At 38.2% G+C, this 19,470-nt stretch carries 20 protein-coding genes; 17 read left to right on the forward strand and 3 right to left on the reverse strand.

Annotated features, from left to right (window positions below; genetic code table 11):
- Positions 1-6: 6 nt before the first annotated feature.
- The 3 genes from AC6I9F_RS04150 to AC6I9F_RS04160 are packed head-to-tail and all read left to right on the forward strand — an operon-like array spanning position 7 to position 2,569.
- Positions 7-732 (forward strand): CppA family protein, encoded by a 726-nt coding sequence (locus tag AC6I9F_RS04150; protein WP_112444165.1) that lies wholly within the window; start codon positions 7-9, stop codon positions 730-732.
- Positions 729-1,664, forward strand: coding sequence for a serine hydrolase domain-containing protein (locus tag AC6I9F_RS04155; RefSeq protein WP_112444163.1), 936 nt, complete (start codon positions 729-731; stop codon positions 1,662-1,664). Before AC6I9F_RS04150 ends, AC6I9F_RS04155 begins: the two co-directional genes overlap by 4 nt.
- A gap of 8 nt (positions 1,665-1,672) precedes the next feature.
- A complete protein-coding gene (locus tag AC6I9F_RS04160) occupies positions 1,673-2,569 on the forward strand; it encodes a DMT family transporter (RefSeq protein ID WP_112444161.1) in 897 nt (298 codons plus the stop codon).
- Positions 2,570-2,716: 147 nt separating this feature from the next.
- Here the strand turns inward: AC6I9F_RS04160 and AC6I9F_RS04165 are convergent, their stop codons facing one another.
- A complete protein-coding gene (locus AC6I9F_RS04165) occupies positions 2,717-3,415 on the reverse strand; it encodes a GntR family transcriptional regulator (RefSeq protein WP_000936191.1) in 699 nt (232 codons plus the stop codon).
- Positions 3,416-3,556: 141 nt separating this feature from the next.
- Between AC6I9F_RS04165 and guaA the strand changes: the two genes are divergently transcribed.
- Both guaA and AC6I9F_RS04175 read left to right on the forward strand, forming a co-directional pair.
- On the forward strand, positions 3,557-5,119 hold the full coding sequence (gene guaA / locus AC6I9F_RS04170; protein WP_112444159.1) for a glutamine-hydrolyzing GMP synthase: 1,563 nt from the start codon (positions 3,557-3,559) through the stop codon (positions 5,117-5,119).
- 91 nt (positions 5,120-5,210) lie between these two features.
- On the forward strand, positions 5,211-6,041 hold the full coding sequence (locus AC6I9F_RS04175; protein ID WP_112444157.1) for a type II restriction endonuclease: 831 nt from the start codon (positions 5,211-5,213) through the stop codon (positions 6,039-6,041).
- Between the two features lie 18 nt (positions 6,042-6,059).
- On the opposite strand, the gene AC6I9F_RS04180 is transcribed toward AC6I9F_RS04175, so the two are convergent.
- Positions 6,060-6,974, reverse strand: coding sequence for a DNA adenine methylase (locus AC6I9F_RS04180; RefSeq protein ID WP_050242102.1), 915 nt, complete (start codon positions 6,972-6,974; stop codon positions 6,060-6,062).
- Positions 6,975-8,073: 1,099 nt separating this feature from the next.
- Here AC6I9F_RS04180 and AC6I9F_RS04185 point away from each other — a divergent pair.
- The 10 genes from AC6I9F_RS04185 to AC6I9F_RS04230 all read left to right on the forward strand — a co-directional run bounded on the left by AC6I9F_RS04185 (position 8,074) and on the right by AC6I9F_RS04230 (position 17,107).
- On the forward strand, positions 8,074-9,360 hold the full coding sequence (locus AC6I9F_RS04185; RefSeq protein ID WP_000169104.1) for a peptidase U32 family protein: 1,287 nt from the start codon (positions 8,074-8,076) through the stop codon (positions 9,358-9,360).
- A 381-nt stretch (positions 9,361-9,741) separates the two neighbouring features.
- On the forward strand, positions 9,742-10,587 hold the full coding sequence (locus AC6I9F_RS04190; RefSeq protein WP_164226873.1) for an ABC transporter ATP-binding protein: 846 nt from the start codon (positions 9,742-9,744) through the stop codon (positions 10,585-10,587).
- Positions 10,588-10,602: 15 nt separating this feature from the next.
- Positions 10,603-11,331 carry a hypothetical protein gene (locus AC6I9F_RS04195; protein WP_164226872.1) on the forward strand — a complete coding sequence of 243 codons (729 nt, stop codon included), beginning with the start codon at positions 10,603-10,605 and terminating at the stop codon, positions 11,329-11,331.
- A 376-nt stretch (positions 11,332-11,707) separates the two neighbouring features.
- Positions 11,708-11,917, forward strand: a complete 210-nt coding sequence (locus AC6I9F_RS04200) for a helix-turn-helix transcriptional regulator (RefSeq protein WP_001107500.1) — start codon at positions 11,708-11,710, stop codon at positions 11,915-11,917.
- Entirely contained in the window at positions 11,907-12,395 is a 489-nt protein-coding gene (locus tag AC6I9F_RS04205; RefSeq protein ID WP_164226871.1) for a DUF6773 family protein, read from the forward strand. Before AC6I9F_RS04200 ends, AC6I9F_RS04205 begins: the two co-directional genes overlap by 11 nt.
- Positions 12,396-12,510: 115 nt before the next feature.
- On the forward strand, positions 12,511-13,971 hold the full coding sequence (locus AC6I9F_RS04210; RefSeq protein WP_498022970.1) for a nicotinate phosphoribosyltransferase: 1,461 nt from the start codon (positions 12,511-12,513) through the stop codon (positions 13,969-13,971).
- Complete coding sequence (gene nadE, locus AC6I9F_RS04215) at positions 13,968-14,792, forward strand: NAD(+) synthase (RefSeq protein ID WP_338620047.1); 825 nt, start codon at positions 13,968-13,970, stop codon at positions 14,790-14,792. Before AC6I9F_RS04210 ends, nadE begins: the two co-directional genes overlap by 4 nt.
- A 309-nt stretch (positions 14,793-15,101) precedes the next feature.
- Positions 15,102-15,653 carry a GNAT family N-acetyltransferase gene (locus AC6I9F_RS04220; protein WP_055387720.1) on the forward strand — a complete coding sequence of 184 codons (552 nt, stop codon included), beginning with the start codon at positions 15,102-15,104 and terminating at the stop codon, positions 15,651-15,653.
- A 185-nt stretch (positions 15,654-15,838) separates the two neighbouring features.
- A complete protein-coding gene (locus tag AC6I9F_RS04225; RefSeq protein WP_498022972.1) occupies positions 15,839-16,813 on the forward strand; it encodes a G5 domain-containing protein in 975 nt (324 codons plus the stop codon).
- Positions 16,814-16,975: 162 nt separating this feature from the next.
- The gene (locus AC6I9F_RS04230; protein WP_498022974.1) at positions 16,976-17,107 is read left to right on the forward strand and encodes a hypothetical protein; all 132 of its coding nucleotides are present in this window, start codon (positions 16,976-16,978) and stop codon (positions 17,105-17,107) included.
- Between the two features lie 96 nt (positions 17,108-17,203).
- On the opposite strand, the gene queA is transcribed toward AC6I9F_RS04230, so the two are convergent.
- Positions 17,204-18,232 carry a tRNA preQ1(34) S-adenosylmethionine ribosyltransferase-isomerase QueA gene (gene queA / locus AC6I9F_RS04235; RefSeq protein WP_261024952.1) on the reverse strand — a complete coding sequence of 343 codons (1,029 nt, stop codon included), beginning with the start codon at positions 18,230-18,232 and terminating at the stop codon, positions 17,204-17,206.
- A gap of 150 nt (positions 18,233-18,382) precedes the next feature.
- On the opposite strand from queA, the gene AC6I9F_RS04240 reads away from it, so the two are divergent.
- Entirely contained in the window at positions 18,383-19,090 is a 708-nt protein-coding gene (locus tag AC6I9F_RS04240; protein WP_138699895.1) for a glucosamine-6-phosphate deaminase, read from the forward strand.
- Between the two features lie 138 nt (positions 19,091-19,228).
- Positions 19,229-19,405 carry a 30S ribosomal protein S21 gene (gene rpsU, locus AC6I9F_RS04245; RefSeq protein ID WP_000048054.1) on the forward strand — a complete coding sequence of 59 codons (177 nt, stop codon included), beginning with the start codon at positions 19,229-19,231 and terminating at the stop codon, positions 19,403-19,405.
- The last annotated feature ends 65 nt before the right edge of the window (positions 19,406-19,470 follow it).

Genomic DNA, 19,470 nt, shown 5'->3' on the forward strand with positions numbered 1-19,470 from the left:
GAATTTATGAATGTAAATCAGATTGTACGGATTATTCCTACTTTAAAAGTTAATAATAGAAAATTAAATGAAACATTTTATATTGAAACCCTTGGTATGAAGGCTTTGTTAGAAGAGTCAGCCTTTCTGTCACTAGGTGATCAAACAGGCCTTGAAAAACTTGTTTTAGAAGAAGCTCCAAGTATGCGCACTCGTAAGGTAGAGGGAAGAAAAAAACTAGCTAGATTGATTGTCAAGGTGGAAAATCCCTTGGAAATCGAAGGACTCTTATCTAAAACAGATTCGATTCATCAATTATATAAAGGTCAAAATGGCTACGCTTTTGAAATTTTTTCACCAGAAGATGATTTGATTTTGATTCATGCGGAAGATGATAGAGCAAGTCTAGTAGAAGTAGAAGAAAATCCTGAATTTCAAACAGATTTGGAATCAATTTCTTTAAGTAAATTTGAGATTTCCATGGAATTACACCTCCCAACGGATGTAGATAGTTTCTTGGAACTATCTGAAATTGGGGAAACCCTTGATTTTATCCCAGCTCAGGGTCAAGATTTGACTGTGGATAATGCCGTTACTTGGGACTTATCTATGCTCAAGTTCTTGGTCAATGAATTAGACATAGCAAGTCTGCGCCAGAAGTTTGAGTCTACTGAATATTTTATTCCTAAGTCTGAAAAATTCTTCCTTGGAAAAGATAGAAATAATGTTGAATTGTGGTTTGAAGAAGTATGAAGTGGACCAAGATTATTAAAAAAATAGAAGACCAAATCGAGGCAGGGATTTATCCCGGAGCCTCTTTTGCGTATTTTAAGGACCATCAATGGACGGAGTTCTATTTAGGCCAGAGTGACCTAGAGCATGGTTTACAGACTGAGGCAGGACTAGTTTATGACCTAGCTAGTGTCAGCAAGGTTGTTGGCGTTGGCACAGTTTTTACTTTTTTGTGGGAAAAAGGCAAATTAGATATTGACAGACCGGTAACAGATTTTTTAGCTGAGAGTGATTATCCAGACATCACTATTCGCCAGCTCTTAACCCACGCTACAGATCTTGATCCTTTTATTCCCAATCGAGACCTTTTAACAGCCTCAGAATTAAAGGAAGCGATGTTTCATCTCAATAGACGAAGTCAGCCAGCCTTTCTTTATTCGGATGTCCATTTTTTGCTGTTGGGTTTTATTTTGGAAAGAATCTTTAATCAAGACTTGGATGTGATTTTACAAGAACAAGTCTGGAATCTTTGGAGAATGACGGAAACCAAGTTTGGACCTGTTGAGCTTGCTGTTCCAACCGTCAGAGGTGTAGAGGCAGGTCTGGTACATGATCCCAAGGCTCGTCTCTTGGGCATACATGCTGGTAGTGCTGGTTTATTTTCGACTGTAAAGGATTTACAAATCTTTTTAGAACACTATTTAGCAGATGATTTTGCAAGAGATTTGAGTCAAAATTTTTCTCCTTTGGATGACAAGAAACGTTCTTTAGCATGGAATTTGGAGGGAGATTGGCTAGACCATACGGGCTATACAGGTACCTTTATCATGTGGAATCGTCAGAAGCAAGAAGCGGCCATTTTCCTATCGAATCGTACCTATGAAAAGGATGAGAGGGCTCAATGGATTGTAGACCGTAATCAAGTGATGGACTTGATTCGTAAAGAAGAGTAAGGAGAGACATGTCAAACAGTTTAAAAGGGACTTTATTAACAGTTGTGGCTGGGATTGCTTGGGGCTTGTCAGGAACGAGTGGCCAATACCTGATGGCACACGGAATTTCGGCTCTGGTTTTGACTAACTTGCGCCTTTTAATCGCTGGTGGGATTCTCGTGCTCTTGGCTTATGCTACTGCAAAGGATAAAATGCTGGCCTTTTTAACGGATAAGAAGAGTTTGCTGTCTCTTCTCATTTTTGCTCTAATTTGCCTCTTCCTCAATCAATTTGCCTATCTAACTGCTATTCAGGAAACCAATGCAGGAACTGCGACGGTGCTTCAGTATGTTTGTCCTGTCGGGATTTTGATTTATAGCTGTATCAAGGATAAGGTGGCGCCGACGCTGGGAGAGATAGTTTCCATCATATTAGCCATCGGAGGAACCTTCCTGATCGCCACTCATGGGCAGTTGGACCAGTTATCTATGACACCTTCTGGCCTGTTCTGGGGTCTATTTTCTGCTCTGACTTACGCCCTTTATATCATTTTGCCCATAGCCTTGATTAAGAAGTGGGGGAGTAGTTTGATCATTGGTGTGGGAATGGTCATAGCAGGTTTGGTTGCCCTTCCTTTTACAGGAGTTCTACAGACTACTATCCCAACAAGTCTTGATTTTCTCCTTGCTTTTGCAGGTATTATCCTTATCGGGACTGTCTTTGCCTATACAGCTTTCCTTAAAGGAGCCAGTCTGATAGGACCAGTTAAGTCAAGCTTGTTGGCTTCGATTGAGCCAATCTCAGCGGTTTTCTTTGCCTTCTTAATAATGAATGAACAATTTTATCCCATTGATTTTCTTGGTATGGCAATGATTTTAATTGCAGTAACTTTGATTTCGTTGAAAGATTTACTCTTAGAGAAATAAAAAGACTCTTTGTCCGTGACAGAGAGGTTTTATGTAGTATTTTATACTCAATGAAAATCAAAGAGCAAACTAGGAAACTAGCCGCAGGCTGTACTTGAGTACGGCAAGGCGACGTTGACGCGGTTTGAATTTGATTTTCGAAGAGTATTAATTGTTTTCAAGATAAAATTCAAATCGTTCACCTACATATTGACTTTTTACGTATTCAAAAGCAGTACCATCTTCTAGGTAGGAAACCTGAGTCAAACCAAGAATAGCATGTCCTTTTTCAACTTCTAAATAGTGGGCAATCTTTTCTTTAGCAAGACGAGCATAGATGGTCTGCTGTGATTTACCAATACGGTAGCCATGTTTTTGCAAGGTTTGGAAGAAATGACTGGTGATTTCTTCTTTTTTAAAGTCCTTAATGAATTTCTCAGGAATAGAAGCAACCTCATAAACCAGAGGAACTTGGTCGGCATAGCGAACCCGCTCCATTCGGATAATATTTTCGGTAGGAGAAATTCCTAGCTTGGCAACTTCCTGTTCATTGGGAATGGTTTTTCTGTAGGAAATGAGTTGGCTAGAGGGTACTTTACCTTGTGACTTAACAATTTCAGTAAAACTGGTTGTCCCTCGCATTTTTTCTTGTACACGTGTACTGGATACAAAGGTGCCGCTTCCTACACGACGCTCTAAAACGCCTTCTTCGACCAATAGAGATACGGCTTGGCGGAGGGTCATGCGACTAACCGCAAACTGCTCTGCTAAATCTCGTTCACTAGGGAGTCTTTCTCCAATAGCCCAACGGTGCTCGTCAATATCCTTTTTAATCTGATCGTGGATTTTCATATAAGCAGGTAGCATATTTTTCACTTCATTTCTATCTTTTCTCTATTGTACCCTAATAAACTAGAAAAAGTCAAACTTCGCCTTGTTTAGTTGGTAATTCACTAGTATTTGTGATAGAATATTGAAAAAAGATATTTCTTTTGAGAAAGGAAAAAGATGAGCAACATTTCAACTGATTTGCAAGATGTAGAAAAAATCATCGTATTGGACTATGGTAGCCAATACAACCAGCTGATTTCACGCCGTATCCGTGAGATTGGTGTTTTTTCAGAACTAAAAAGCCATAAAATTTCAGCTGCTGAAGTTCGTGAAATCAACCCTGTAGGAATCATCCTTTCAGGTGGTCCAAATTCTGTATACGAAGATGGTTCATTCGATATTGACCCAGAAATCTTCGAACTCGGAATTCCTATTTTGGGAATTTGTTACGGTATGCAGTTATTGACCCATAAACTTGGAGGAAAAGTTGTTCCTGCAGGTGATGCTGGGAATCGTGAATACGGTCAATCAACCCTAACTCACACACCATCAGCGCTTTTTGAATCAACACCTGATGAACAGACTGTTTTGATGAGCCATGGTGATGCGGTTACTGAGATTCCTGCTGACTTTGTTCGTACTGGAACATCAGCTGACTGCCCTTATGCAGCCATTGAAAACCCAGATAAACACATTTACGGTATCCAATTCCACCCAGAAGTTCGCCATTCTGTATACGGGAATGATATCCTTCGTAACTTTGCCCTTAACATTTGTAAGGCTAAAGGCGACTGGACAATGGATAACTTCATTGACATGCAGATCCAAAAAATCCGTGAGACCGTCGGTGATAAACGTGTTCTTCTTGGTCTATCAGGTGGTGTTGACTCATCTGTCGTTGGGGTTCTTCTCCAAAAGGCTATTGGCGATCAATTGATCTGTATCTTTGTAGACCACGGTCTTCTTCGTAAAGGGGAAGCAGACCAAGTTATGGACATGCTTGGTGGTAAGTTTGGTTTAAATATCGTCAAAGCAGACGCTGCAAAACGTTTCCTTGACAAACTTGCAGGTGTTTCTGACCCTGAGCAAAAACGTAAAATCATCGGTAACGAGTTTGTCTATGTATTCGATGACGAAGCAAGCAAGCTCAAAGATGTGAAATTCCTTGCTCAAGGTACCTTATATACAGACGTTATCGAGTCTGGTACAGATACAGCTCAAACTATTAAGTCACACCACAACGTGGGTGGTCTTCCAGAAGACATGCAGTTTGAACTCATCGAACCACTCAACACTCTTTATAAGGACGAAGTTCGTGCCCTAGGTACAGAGCTTGGTATGCCAGAACATATCGTATGGCGCCAACCATTCCCAGGACCAGGACTTGCTATCCGTGTCATGGGAGAAATCACTGAAGAGAAACTGGAAACAGTTCGTGAGTCAGACGCTATCCTGCGTGAGGAAATTGCTAAAGCTGGTCTTGACCGCGATATTTGGCAATATTTCACTGTCAACACAGGCGTTCGTTCAGTTGGTGTTATGGGTGACGGTCGTACGTATGACTACACAATTGCAATCCGTGCTATCACTTCTATCGATGGTATGACTGCTGACTTTGCCAAAATTCCTTGGGATGTCCTTCAAAAAATCTCTGTTCGTATCGTAAATGAAGTAGATCACGTTAACCGTATCGTCTACGATATTACAAGTAAACCACCTGCAACTGTTGAGTGGGAGTAAGAAAAATTACAATAAAAAGGCTTTGAAATCAATGTTTCAGAGCCTTTAATTAAATAATCGCAAACAATTCGCAAACAAAGGAGCTGAGTAAATGACACCTTATACAGATAAAATAATTGATACTATTGCTAAGTATTTACCAAAAAATGAAAATGAATGGGAACTCGTTGGTTTTATAAACAAAAAGAAGGAAATCTACACGTTTGGGAGTGATTCAAAGATTATAGGTAGATTGTTTGAAGTTATAGCTTTTGAAGCATTGCAACGTTCAGCCAATGAATTGGGCTATACTTTACATGAATCTGAAAAACAAACTGTATACCCTGATTTTTATTTTAAAAAGCAAGATGGGCGAAAAATTGCCATCGATATAAAAACTACTTACAGAAGAAGCGAAAATACGAAATTTGGCTTTACTGGAGGTAGTTTTACAAGTTTTATGAGAAATGGAACAAAGAATATTGTAGGTCATTACTCTGATTATGACGGTCATTATATTTTAGGTGTTGTCTATACTCGAGAGACGAAACCAACTACTGGAAAAGTTAATTTTGAGAAATTAGATTCTATAATTCCTGCATATAAAAATATAGAAATGTTTGTTCAAGAAAAGTATAGAATATGTGGTGATAAGAAAGGTAGTGGAAATACCGATAATATTGGAACAATTACTTCAACATCCATTAAGCCTTTTGTTTATGGTGCAGGCCCTTTCTCCGTTTTAGGAGATGATGTGTTTAAAGATTATTGGAAACATTACCCAAGATATACTGATACCCAAAAGGTAAAACAATCTTTATATAATAATCTTGAAGGATATTTTGATTGGCTTTCTAAAACAGATGAACCTAAATCGCTAGAATTAAAACAATTATATTCAGATTATCTATCTCAGTACGATGAAACATTTGATAAAAAATAGAGCAGTTCGCTCTATTTTTTATATTTCAAAAAGGCTAATTTGCTCTTGTTCAGGATGCACTTCATTTAGGTTTGAATTAGATTCACTTATTACTAGGGCTTCTATCATTTTATTTCGATTAGATTCCTTTGCTCCTAAGTGATAAAAATGTTCAGTAGTTAACAACTTTCCATCCGTCCATTTTTCCATGTGGGTATTTTTTCTATACTGATTTTCGTACCACATACTAAAGGCGTATCCTGCTTTTCCTTTTTGAGTAAGTTCTGCGAGTAATGTCGCGTATTCTTCACTCCAAGAATCATAATATCCATCATATCGATCAATGTACGGAGGGTCTAAATAAACAAAGTCATTTTCTCCCATCATCTCAAATGCTTTAGTGAAAGGAATACAGATAAATTCCCAATCTTTACCCTTCATTATTTTTTCAATCCATGAAACTTGATTTACAATTTTTGTAATCAATGCTTTTTGAAATCTCTCTGGTTTTCGTCCAAAAGGAACATTATAATTACCTTTATTATTAAAACGTATCATTCCATTAAAATTGGAACGTTGTAAAAATAAAAAATCTAAAGAGCTATGTTCTTTATTAAATCTATCTCTAACTTCATAGTAATAAGATGTCTTATCAGCCGGAGTACTAGATAATTTAGTTGCTTCATTTTCTAAAAAAGTTCTAACTGTTTGAGCAGTAATCTTCTTTGATTGAATATCTTTGTAAAATTGAATGATATAGGGATTGGTGTCACTAAAAATAGCCTTCTGTGGTTCTAAATTAAAACCTACTACACCAGATCCCATAAATGGTTCAAAGTATGTTCCTTTACCATCCCACTTTATTGATTCAGCAATAAATGGAACTAATTTAGTTTTTATTCCTTGGATTTTAATAGGTGGTACTTTAGGTGTGATAATTTTTTTAGGTAACAATTGTAATTCTCCTCCCCTACTATATGTATTCTATTATAGCATTTTTTATACTTTTTTCTTCAGAAACTGATTATAAACTTCTCCTATTCCTAAAATGTAAAGTTAAACGCATAAAATATTTAACACTACAAAAAATAGTCAAATAAATGTATTCTGCATTAAAAATTGATCTAAGCATTGTTGAACCTTCTTTATATAATTTCAGTGTTGTAATTATTTCACGCCACTGTTATAAAATAAGTGTCGTGTTTTGTCGACACATAAAATTGAAATAAAAAAAATAGGCTTGAAGCCTAAATTTTTCCGTGACGCACTAAAAGAGAACCCCTCACTATCATTCTGATAACAAAAGAAGTGGTTACATAATTTGTTTCTGTATATAGAGGTAAAATCTTTTTTAACTCAGCAATATCATCAATAGTAGTTTGATTTACTTGTAAATCAGTTCGAGTTTTTGGGGCACTTCGTTCTTCAACTTGAGACCCAAATTTTAATACTTTATCCCAGTTTTGTTCAGCAGTAATTTTTTTAGAATCTAAATAAGCTTGATTTACGACAAACCCATTAGTAAGATGAAGATTATCAAATTCTCCAGTTGCTTTTATTTCTTTTTTTAGAGCATCGATACTATTTCGTGTTTCTATTGCTAGTCTAACAGCTAATCTTACTATATCACCACCTTTTTATTACTAATACTATTATACAAAAAATGTTGTGTTTTTGTTACACATTAATTTCAACTCTGTAAACAATAGAAATTAATTCTAATAAATTCTTATAAAAATAACTAGTATAAATCCTTAATTTTAAACTATATCAAACCTTATCAATTTAGAAAACAATAGAATGGGAATAGTCATCTAAGGACTAATTTATGTAGTTTAATGAGCCAGTATCTTTGGGTACTGGTTTTTTACTATATATGGATTTTTGACGACTTGCTAAGACTAGGTTAATTTTCAACAAATTAACAGTTAGTTTGTAAGCCTTAAAAGATTAGAATTGTCAAAACAATCTGTCTAGGCTTGATTTTATCGCTTATTTACTATAAAATGAGAAGGAAAAACGTCAAACTTTTATATTGCAAATAGGAGAAATCATGACAAAAACATTAAAACGTCCTGAGGTTTTATCACCTGCAGGGACTTTAGAGAAGCTAAAAGTAGCTGTTCAGTATGGGGCAGATGCTGTCTTTATCGGTGGTCAGGCCTATGGTCTCCGTAGCCGTGCAGGAAACTTTACCTTTGAACAGATGGAGGAAGGAGTCCAGTTTGCGGCCAAGTACGGTGCCAAGGTCTATGTTGCTGCCAATATGGTTATGCACGAAGGAAATGAAGCTGGTGCTGGTGAGTGGTTCCGTAAACTGCGTGATATCGGGATTGCAGCAGTTATCGTATCTGACCCAGCCTTGATTATGATTGCAGCGACTGAAGCACCAGGTCTTGAAATCCACCTCTCTACTCAAGCCAGTGCCACTAACTATGAAACCCTTGAGTTCTGGAAAGAACTGGGCTTGACTCGTGTCGTTTTGGCGCGTGAGGTTTCGATGGAAGAATTAGCTGAAATCCGCAAACGTACAGATGTTGAGATTGAAGCCTTTGTTCACGGAGCCATGTGTATTTCTTACTCTGGTCGTTGTACTCTTTCAAACCACATGAGTATGCGTGATGCTAACCGTGGTGGTTGCTCTCAATCTTGCCGTTGGAAATACGACCTTTACGATATGCCATTTGGTCAAGAACGCAAGAGCTTGAAAGGTGAAATTCCAGAAGAATTTTCAATGTCAGCCGTTGACATGTCTATGATTGACCATATCCCAGATATGATTGAAAATGGTGTGGACAGTCTTAAGATTGAAGGGCGTATGAAGTCTATTCACTACGTATCAACAGTAACCAACTGCTACAAGGCGGCTGTGGATGCCTATCTTGAAAGTCCTGAAAAGTTTGAATCTATCAAACAAGACTTGGTGGACGAGATGTGGAAGGTTGCCCAACGTGAATTAGCAACAGGTTTCTACTATGGTACACCATCTGAAAATGAGCAGTTGTTTGGTGCGCGTCGTAAAATTCCTGAGTATAAGTTTGTCGCTGAAGTGGTTTCTTATGATGATGCGACTCAAACGGCAACCATTCGTCAACGGAATGTCATCAACGAAGGCGATCAAGTTGAGTTTTATGGACCAGGTTTCCGTCATTTTGAAACCTATATTGAGGATCTTCACGATGCCAAAGGCAATAAAATCGACCGTGCTCCAAATCCAATGGAACTATTGACTATTAAGGTGCCTCAACCTGTTCAAGCAGGAGACATGGTTCGTGCATTAAAAGAAGGACTCATCAATCTCTACAAAGAAGATGGAACTAGTGTCACAGTTCGAGCTTAATGTAGTTGTTTAGTTTTAAAAAATTATGCAAAGCTCCATATACAACACTTAAACGAGATTAAAGAATGGCGAAATCCCTTGATGTGCAAGGGATTAGCTGTCCTTTTTTATTTTTAAGTGATAAAGTCGGAGCTTAGGTATCAAAGCCTATCAAATTAAACAAAGAAGCGATGCCGTCGATATTTTGAAATCCTATATTTAAACGTAACACTCTCTATTTTTTTATGGTAGAGAGTTTTTTGTTAATAAAATTTCACAAAATGACATTTATATATTGCATTAAGTTAGATATATGATATAATGTTGTTAAAAAGAGGCGCAACTTTTTAAAATTAATGAGAATCAAAGAGAAAACTAAGAATATTAATGGAGGAATAAAAAATGGAAGTTATAAATGTAAGTAAGCATTATGGTCATTCAATCATTCTCAAAGATATAAATTTTGCACTTAACAAGGGTGAAATTGTTGGTCTAGTAGGGAGAAATGGAGTTGGTAAGAGTACGTTGATGAAAATTCTTGTTCAGAATAATCAACCGACTTCAGGGAATATTATAAGCAGTGATAATGTTGGCTATTTAATCGAAGAACCAAAATTATTTTTATCTAAAACAGGTTTAGAGAATTTAAAATATTTGTCAAATTTATATGGTGTTGACTACAATCAAGAAAGATTTAGAAGTTTGATCCAAGAGTTAGATTTGACTCAGTCTATTAATAAAAAAGTAAAGACCTATTCTTTGGGTACAAAACAAAAATTAGCTTTACTTCTAACTCTCGTTACGGAACCTGATATATTGATTTTAGATGAACCGACTAATGGTTTAGATATTGAATCATCACAAATAGTTTTAGCGGTTCTAAAAAATTTAGCTTTACATGAAAATGTGGGAATTTTAATATCGAGTCATAAATTAGAAGATATTGAAGAAATTTGTGAGAGGGTTCTTTTCTTGGAGAACGGGCTTTTGACATTTCAAAAAGTAGGAAAAGATAGTCATAATTGCTTGTTTGAGATAGCTTTTTCATCAGCTACAGATAGAGACATTTTCATTACCAAACAAGAATTTGGGGATATTGTTCAGGAAGAGGGATTGAGAATTACTATGTCTGGGAATATTCAAAGTAGTGAGCTTTTTAAATTTTTTAACGAAAACTCTATTAAAGTAGTTGATTTTGAAACTAAAAAAGAGACGCTTAAAGATATTTATCTAAATCGTTCAAAATAAAGGAAGGTTATAATCATGAAATTAAATAAATTGAATTTTCTTAAGGAAAATATAAGAGATTTATATTCATCAGGCGTAATATATCTAGGATTGGTTATCTCGTTTATACCGCCTATACTGGTTACATTCTTTATTCTAAATACTCAAGGGACATCACTTGGTATTAAGCATATTTCAAATTTTTATGCTATGCTCGGTATGTTAATGGCTGTTATACATGCTAACCGAATTATTAGCAGGGATTTTTCCCACAATACGATCAGTTTATTTTATAATCAACAGAAAAATCGGATGATTTACGTCTTGTCCAATTTTCTATATGCCATCTCAGTTTCCATTATCTATGCTTTGAATGGTATTGTGTTACTAGTCATCGTAAGTAAATTGGGTGTTCCAGGTGCTTTAGGATTAGATTTTATAGTAGCCATTGTAGTCAATACAATTTTGTTAGTCCTATTTTATTTTCTATTATCTTACATTTTCTATTTATACAAATTGAAAAGTGGCTTGGTATTTGGTATTTTAGTAGCTTTACTACTCTTTATCCCTAATATATTAAATACAATTATGATGAATACTAGTAATGATTTGTTTATCAAAGTAATTGAACTTCTTCCTTTTTATTCTTTACCTGTATTTGTGGCTTCAAATACGATGTCTATTAGTCAGTATCTTGTGGCAACCGCTACAATCATTTTATTGTACTTGTTCACCCTCAAGAAAAGCAAGGAGTATTCATTTTAGTTTTATTTAGTATTATTTTGCAGACTTAAAATCTAGTAAAAAAATCAGTCATCTTGGTATGCTCCTGCTCTTGTTGTGTACACGTTTTTGTCTTATGCTAGACTCATTTCCAAAAGCATTATATAATAGTGATATGAAACCAATTAAACTAAATAAGAAATAAAAACTCGTTTAAAAGATCCTACTAAAGCTAATACTAAACAAAAAATCAAATAGCAAACTAGGAAGTTTATTTCAAGCAATCCAACATACTGATTTTAGGCTGAAGATAATATTGGAGTGCTAATTAATGAGGTTATAATAAATAGCTGACAGCTTGTGTTGGTTTTGGATTTTTTAAGAGTAGATGAGTATTAAAACTATAAGGAGGACGCAGGTGGCTAAAAATTTAAAATTAAAATTAGCTCGTGTAGAGCTTGATTTAACACAAGGTCAACTGGCAGAGGCTGTGGGGGTGACGCGCCAGACTATTGGTTTGATAGAGGCGGGGAAATATAATCCCAGTCTCTCGCTCTGCCAGTCCATTTGCAGATGTTTAGGGAAAACCCTAGACCAACTATTTTGGGAGGAAGAAGATGGTAAATAAATTCATTCATTATCAATTACTTGATGAAAGAGAAGAACAACTAATCAATAAAGCTGGAGCGGAATCCTTTACCCTTTTCATTGGACTTGTGCTTCTAAGCTATTTGGTGGCTGTATTAGCTCCCTCTCTTTTTAATTCGAATTTTCTAGTCTATACTCTGATAGTAGGAATTTTCTTCTTTTTCAACCGTGCCCGTTATCTGGGAGTGACCTACTATAGTCGTTTTCATTTTACGACTTTGGGTTGTTTTTTCCTAACATTGGCTATTACGGCTCTTTTGATGTTACAGAATTATCAATTCAACATAGAAATTTATCAGCACAATCCTTTGAACGTTAAATACCTGTCTGCTTGGGCAATTACTTATGTCATTTACCTTCCTTGGGTTTTTATCGGCAATCTTGGTCTGAAGAGCTATGGTGAATGGGCTCAGAAAAAGTTTGAACAAGATATGGATGAACTAGAGAGTGGTGAATAGCTTGTTACTCTTTTCTCAATCCGGCTAAAATGTGATATAATAGTACTAATTTATTGGAATACATGAAAGTTCTTGAAAATTTTCATGTGTTTCTAGCTAAGGAAGTAGAAAAAGTATGTATCCAGATGATAGTTTGACATTGCACACGGACTTGTACCAGATCAACATGATGCAGGTTTACTTTGACCAAGAGATTCACAATAAGAAGGCGGTTTTTGAGGTGTATTTCCGCCAGCAGCCTTTTAAGAATGGCTATGCGGTTTTTGCAGGTTTGGAAAGAATTGTGAGCTATCTTGAAGATCTGTGTTTTTCAGATAGTGATATTGCCTATTTGGAGTCGCTAGGCTATCATGGGGCATTCTTGGACTATCTCCGCAATTTCAAGTTGGAGTTGACCGTTCGTTCTGCCCAAGAAGGGGACTTGGTCTTTGCTAATGAACCGATTGTGCAAGTTGAAGGCCCTCTAGCTCAATGTCAATTGGTCGAAACAGCTCTTTTGAACATCGTTAACTACCAGACCTTGGTGGCGACTAAGGCAGCTCGTATTCGTTCGGTTATCGAAGATGAACCCTTGATGGAGTTTGGGACACGTCGGGCTCAAGAGATGGATGCGGCTATCTGGGGAACACGCGCAGCGGTGATTGGTGGTGCCAATGGAACCAGCAACGTGCGTGCTGGTAAACTCTTTGACATTCCTGTCTTGGGGACCCATGCACATTCCTTGGTGCAGGTTTATGGCAATGATTATGAGGCTTTCAAGGCTTATGCTGCGACCCACAAAAACTGTGTCTTTCTTGTGGACACCTATGACACCCTTCGCATCGGTGTGCCAGCTGCCATTCAGGTGGCGCGTGAGCTGGGTGACCAGATTAACTTTATGGGTGTGCGGATTGACTCTGGGGATATTGCCTACATTTCCAAGAAAGTCCGTCAGCAACTGGACGAGGCTGGATTTACAGAGGCTAAGATTTATGCTTCTAATGATTTGGATGAAAATACCATCCTCAACCTCAAGATGCAAAAGGCCAAGATTGATGTCTGGGGTGTGGGAACCAAGCTGATTACAGCCTATGACCAGCCAGCTCTTGGGGCAGTTTATAAGATTGTTGCCATCGAAGATGAAAATGGTAACATGCGCAATACCATCAAGCTGTCTAATAATGCGGAAAAAGTGTCTACGCCAGGTAAGAAGCAGGTGTGGCGCATTACCAGTCGTGAAAAAGGCAAGTCAGAGGGTGACTACATCACTTATGATGGTGTGGATGTGAGCGACATGACAGAAATCAAGATGTTCCATCCGACTTATACCTACATCAAGAAGACTGTTCGTAATTTTGATGCCGTTCCTCTCTTGGTGGATATCTTTAAAGACGGAAAATTGATTTACAAGCTGCCTAGCTTGACTGAGATTCAGGACTATGCTCGTAAGGAATTTGACAAGCTTTGGGATGAGTACAAGCGCGTGCTCAATCCGCAACATTATCCAGTAGATTTGGCGCGTGATGTATGGCAAGACAAGATGGACTTGATTGATAAGATGCGCAAGGAAGCCCTCGGTGAAGGAGAAGAAGAATGAGTTTGCAAGAAACGATTATCCAAGAGCTGGGTGTCAAACCAGTGATTGATGCCCAGGAAGAAATCCGTCGTTCTATTGATTTCTTAAAAAGATATTTGAAAAAACATCCCTTCCTAAAAACCTTTGTACTAGGGATTTCTGGAGGGCAGGACTCGACTTTGGCAGGTCGTTTGGCTCAACTAGCTATGGAAGAACTGCGAGCAGAGACGGGCGATGATAGCTACAAATTTATCGCTGTCCGCCTGCCTTATGGAGTGCAAGCTGATGAAGCAGATGCTCAAAAAGCCCTAGCCTTCATTCAGCCAGATATCAGTTTAGTGGTGAATATCAAGGAGTCTGCAGATGCTATGACAGCTGCAGTTGAAGCGACAGGTAGTCCTGTTTCAGATTTCAACAAGGGAAATATCAAGGCACGTTGCCGTATGATTGCTCAGTATGCCCTTGCAGGTGCTCATAGTGGAGCGGTCATTGGAACAGACCATGCTGCGGAAAATATCACAGGTTTCTTTACCAAGTTTGGTGACGGAGGTGCAGATATTTTACCCCTTTTCCGCCTCAATAAACGTCAAGGAAAACAACTTTTGCAGGAACTTGGTGCAGACCCAGCCCTTTATGAAAAGATCCCAACAGCAGACCTAGAAGAAGACAAACCAGGCCTAGCTGATGAAGTTGCACTTGGAGTCACCTATGCAGAGATTGACGACTATCTGGAAGGCAAAACAATCAGCCCAGAAGCTCAAGCGACCATTGAAAACTGGTGGCACAAAGGCCAACACAAACGCCACCTACCCATCACTGTATTTGATGACTTTTGGGAGTAAAAAGGTCCGGGGGACCTTTTTAGCTTCTTGCCCTGAAATTAAAAAGCAAGAAAAACCTCCAGTGGAGGTTTTTACCCTGAGCACAGAAATAAGTAAGCGAAGAAGGTCCGGGGGATCTTTTTAGCCTCTTGCCTAGAAACTGGGGAGCAAGAATAGCCTCCAGTGGAGGTTTTCAGCCTCTCATCTTGAAATGAGAAAGCGAAGAAGGTCTGTGGGACCTTTTTAGCTTATAACCTTGAGATTCGGAATCAAAGCAAGTTTCAATGGAGATTGGACATCGAATCATCTATCAGAAAGCGAGGTAGTATCGTGAAATCTATCGGTACACAAACATTACAGACAGAACGTTTGATTTTAAGAAGATTTGTGGATAGTGATGCGGAAGCCATGTTTCAAAATTGGGCTTCGTCTGCTGAGAATCTGACCTATGTCACCTGGGATCCTCATCCTGATGTCGAGGTGACTCGAAACTCCATTCGTAATTGGGTTGGCTCCTATACAAATCCCAACTATTACAAATGGGCTATTTGTCTCAAAGAAAACCCTAAGCAAGTGATAGGAGATATTAGCATCGTTGAAATGAATGAGAATGATTCTTCTTGTGAAATTGGGTATATTTTAGGAAAAAACTATTGGGGTTGTGGCATGATGACGGAGGCCTTGAAAGCTGTGTTAGACTTTTGTTTTACTCAAGTAGAATTTCAAAAAGTCAAGGCACGTTATGCCAGTCTCAATCCAGCTTCAGGTCGTGTCATGGAAAAGGCTGGAATGTCCTATCTAAAAACTGTTGCAAATGGGGTGGAGAGAAAGTGCTATCTTGCGGACCTTATTTATTATCAGATAAGCAGGGAAGACAAGTGATTTTCTTTTCTGTTTTCATTGAAGTCAACTATTTATTGTAAATATAATAATTGACATCCCAAGTTTATTTGCAACTTTAAAATAGCATATTGATTAGTACAAGACAGATGTTCTAGTTCCTTCTTTAATCTTGTTTAGTATTAGTTAAAAAATCTCTTTGTAGTAACTTTTAGAAGGAGGATGTAATGGCAAAATCTAATACCAATAAGCGCTATGCATTACGTAAACTCGGAAAGATTTTTGGTTCTGTGATAGTCGGGCTAACTTTATTTTTAGGAGGAATCCTGAATACAAGTTTTGTTCATGCTGATGGAACAGGAGTGACATTTATTAAAGACGATACCCGCCGTAAAGGAGAGGAACCGGAGACTGATGTTGATGAAGTAGGAAATATTATTGTTAAGGTTCCGGCTAAGGATAGCGTTGAAACAAAAGTAATTCCAATCGAAACAGAATATCTCGATGACCCAACTCTTTATAAAGGTCAAGAAATAGAAGAATCAGGAGAAATTGGTGAAATTACGCTTACTACAATTTATACTGTAGATGAACGTGATGGAACAATTGAAGAAACTACTTCTCGTCAAATTACTAAAGAGATGGTAAAAAGACGTATAAGGAGAGGAACGAGAGAACCTGAAAAAGTTGTTGTTCCTAAGAAATCATCTATTCCTTCGTATCCTGTATCTGTTACATCTAATCAAGGAACAGTAGAACCAGCTAAACCAGTTGCTCCAACAACAGGCTGGAAACAAGAAAATGGTATGTGGTATTTTTATAATACTGATGGTTCCATGGCAACAGGCTGGAAACAAGAAAATGGTATGTGGTATTTTTATAATACTGATGGTTCCATGGCAACGGGTTGGGTACAAGTGAATGGTTCATGGTACTACCTCAACTCTAACGGTTCCATGGCAACAGGTTGGGCACAAGTGAATGGTTCATGGTACTATCTCAACTCTAACGGTTCCATGGAGACAGGTTGGCTACAAAATAATGGTTCATGGTATTACCTCAACAGCAACGGTTCTATGAAAGCCAATCAATGGTTCCAAGTTGGTGGTAAATGGTATTATGTAAATGCATCGGGTGAGCTAGCGGTCAATACAAGTATAGATGGTTATAGAGTCAATGATAATGGTGAATGGGTGCGTTAATAGATTCCTCCCTGCGACAAAATTGATAATAGTATGTCTGGATATATAATTATGTATAAAAAGCTATAGATAAGCTCATCTTATAGCGACTATAAAAAAGTGAACAAGCCTAGTCTTCTGTGCATTAGAATTCAGGTTTGTTCACTTTTTGTTTAATACTGAATGAAAATCAAAGAGCAAACTAGGAAACTAGCCGCAGGTTGCTCAAAGCCCTGCTTTGAGGTTGTAGATAGAACTGACGAAGTCAGCTCAAAACACTGTTTTGAGGTTGTGGATGACGTTGACGCGGTTTGAAGAGATTTTTGAAGAGTATAAGTCTTTATCCATTACAAAACGCATACTATCAAGGTTTTATAATGCCTGATAATATTCGCTTTTTGATTGTGAAAATTAGTAGATAAACATGGCATCACCGAAACTGAAGAAGCGGTAGTGTTCTTGGATGGCATGGTGGTAGGCATCTAAGACTAATTCACGGCCAGCAAAGGCAGAAACCAACATGACCAGAGTTGATTTTGGCAGATGGAAGTTGGTTGAAAAGGCATCCACGACCTTCCATTCATAGCCAGGTTTGATAAAGATATTGGTCCAGCCAGAATCTGCTTGGATTTGCCCATCAAACTTGGAACCAATAGTCTCCAAGGTGCGGATAGAAGTGGTTCCGACAGCGATGACGCGACCACCATTTTCCTTAACAGAGCGAAGGGTTGCAGCTGCTTCCTCAGAAAGTTGGTAGAATTCTGAGTGCATTTCGTGTTCGTCCAGATTGTCAACTGAAACAGGTCTAAAGGTTCCGAGTCCGACATGAAGAGTTAGATAGACTAGATGAACACCCTTAGCTTGGATTTCTGCCAGCAGTTCTTTGGTGAAGTGAAGACCAGCAGTCGGTGCTGCAGCAGAGCCACTTTCTTTAGCGTAGACCGTTTGATAGCGTTCACGGTCATCCAGTTTTTCGTGGATATAAGGTGGCAGAGGCATTTCTCCCAGACTTTCCAAGACCTCCAGGAAAATTCCTTGGTATTCGAAGCGGACAATGCGGCCTCCGTGGGTCAATTCTTCCGTAACAACAGCGCTGAGGCGACCATCACCAAATCTGACACGAGTACCAACCTTGAGGCGTTTGGCAGGTTTAGCCAGAACTTCCCACTCATCTCCAGCAGTATTTTTGAGCAGGAGAAGTTCCACATGACCTCCAGTTTCTTCCTTTTGACCATAGAGGCGGGCAGGGAGAACGCGGGTGTCGTTCATGACAAGGGCATCACCGGGTTCCAGCATATCAATAATAGAGTGGAAGTGTTTATCCTGCATTTCTCCCGTCTCACGGTTGACAATGAGGAGTTTAGAAGCATCCCGTTTTTCAAGGGGCGTTTGGGCAATCAATTCCTCGGGTAAGTGGAAATCAAAATCAGCTGTATTCATATATCTGTTCATTCTTTCTAAGTTCTAATCCTATCCATTATAACATGTTTCAAGTTTGGACGCTCTTTTTTTGAAAATTAAATCGTTTTCACTTGACAAAAATTGGTCTATACCATATAATAAATATAGATAGAAATGGAGGATGAAAAGATGAAAGTTATTAAAGTTGAAAACCAAATCGAAGGTGGAAAAGTTGCTTTTGAGATTTTGAAGGAAAAATTGGCCAATGGAGCTCAAACCCTAGGACTTGCGACAGGAAGTAGCCCACTTGAATTTTACAAGGAAATTGTTGAGAGTGACCTTGATTTTTCAAATCTAACAAGTGTCAACCTTGATGAGTATGTAGGCCTTGATGGCGACAATCCTCAGTCTTACCGTCACTTCATGCAAGAAAACTTGTTCAACCAAAAACCATTTAAAGAAAGTTTCTTGCCTCGTGGGGTTAAGGATCATGCTGAAGCTGAAGTTGAACGCTACAACCAAATTTTGGCTGACCATCCAGTTGATCTCCAAATCTTGGGAATCGGTCGCAATGGACATATCGGATTTAATGAGCCTGGTACTCCATTTGACAGTCAAACGCATCTAGTAGAACTTGACCAGTCTACTATCGAAGCCAATGCGCGCTTCTTTGACAAGATTGAAGACGTCCCAACCCAAGCCATTTCAATGGGGATTAAAAACATTTTGGATGCCAAGTCAATCCTTCTCTTTGCTTACGGTGAGTCGAAAGCAGAAGCCATTGCCGGAACAGTGTCTGGCCCAGTTACTGAGTCTCTACCAGCAAGTAGCTTGCAAAACCACCCTGATGTGACCATCATTGCAGATGCTGAAGCGCTCAGCTTACTTGAAAAATAAAAAGCAATGTTCTGTTGAACGCTTTCAACTCTTGTATAAATGTAAGAAAAAATCAAAATTAAACCGCATTTTTGCTTGACAATTATTCCTTTTACGTGTAGAATAAAATAGATATTGAACTTGAAGGGAGTGAAAAAAATGTCTAAAACAGTAGTACGTAAGAATGAATCTCTTGACGACGCACTTCGTCGTTTCAAACGTGCGGTTACTAAAGCTGGTACTCTTCAAGAAACACGCAAACGTGAATTCTATGAAAAACCTTCTGTAAAACGTAAACGTAAATCAGAAGCAGCTCGTAAACGTAAAAAATTCTAATTAGAAATGAAAGGCTAGAGAAATCTAGTCTTTTTCTTTTAAATAAATACTCCAAAGCCTGCAAA

It is taken from the genome of Streptococcus nakanonensis (genome assembly GCF_059738785.1).

What these genes read in the sequence shown, in the direction of transcription:
- AC6I9F_RS04225 (WP_498022972.1), top strand. Translation starts at nt 15,839, where the DNA reads ATGGCAAAATCTAATACCAATAAGCGCTATGCATTACGTAAACTCGGA.
- queA (WP_261024952.1), bottom strand. Translation starts at nt 18,232, where the DNA reads ATGAATACAGCTGATTTTGATTTCCACTTACCCGAGGAATTGATTGCC.
- AC6I9F_RS04185 (WP_000169104.1), top strand. Translation starts at nt 8,074, where the DNA reads ATGACAAAAACATTAAAACGTCCTGAGGTTTTATCACCTGCAGGGACT.
- AC6I9F_RS04230 (WP_498022974.1), top strand. Translation starts at nt 16,976, where the DNA reads ATGAAAATCAAAGAGCAAACTAGGAAACTAGCCGCAGGTTGCTCAAAG.
- rpsU (WP_000048054.1), top strand. Translation starts at nt 19,229, where the DNA reads ATGTCTAAAACAGTAGTACGTAAGAATGAATCTCTTGACGACGCACTT.
- guaA (WP_112444159.1), top strand. Translation starts at nt 3,557, where the DNA reads ATGAGCAACATTTCAACTGATTTGCAAGATGTAGAAAAAATCATCGTA.
- AC6I9F_RS04195 (WP_164226872.1), top strand. Translation starts at nt 10,603, where the DNA reads ATGAAATTAAATAAATTGAATTTTCTTAAGGAAAATATAAGAGATTTA.
- AC6I9F_RS04175 (WP_112444157.1), top strand. Translation starts at nt 5,211, where the DNA reads ATGACACCTTATACAGATAAAATAATTGATACTATTGCTAAGTATTTA.
- AC6I9F_RS04240 (WP_138699895.1), top strand. Translation starts at nt 18,383, where the DNA reads ATGAAAGTTATTAAAGTTGAAAACCAAATCGAAGGTGGAAAAGTTGCT.
- AC6I9F_RS04155 (WP_112444163.1), top strand. Translation starts at nt 729, where the DNA reads ATGAAGTGGACCAAGATTATTAAAAAAATAGAAGACCAAATCGAGGCA.
- nadE (WP_338620047.1), top strand. Translation starts at nt 13,968, where the DNA reads ATGAGTTTGCAAGAAACGATTATCCAAGAGCTGGGTGTCAAACCAGTG.
- AC6I9F_RS04205 (WP_164226871.1), top strand. Translation starts at nt 11,907, where the DNA reads ATGGTAAATAAATTCATTCATTATCAATTACTTGATGAAAGAGAAGAA.
- AC6I9F_RS04160 (WP_112444161.1), top strand. Translation starts at nt 1,673, where the DNA reads ATGTCAAACAGTTTAAAAGGGACTTTATTAACAGTTGTGGCTGGGATT.
- AC6I9F_RS04190 (WP_164226873.1), top strand. Translation starts at nt 9,742, where the DNA reads ATGGAAGTTATAAATGTAAGTAAGCATTATGGTCATTCAATCATTCTC.
- AC6I9F_RS04210 (WP_498022970.1), top strand. Translation starts at nt 12,511, where the DNA reads ATGTATCCAGATGATAGTTTGACATTGCACACGGACTTGTACCAGATC.
- AC6I9F_RS04150 (WP_112444165.1), top strand. Translation starts at nt 7, where the DNA reads ATGAATGTAAATCAGATTGTACGGATTATTCCTACTTTAAAAGTTAAT.
- AC6I9F_RS04165 (WP_000936191.1), bottom strand. Translation starts at nt 3,415, where the DNA reads ATGCTACCTGCTTATATGAAAATCCACGATCAGATTAAAAAGGATATT.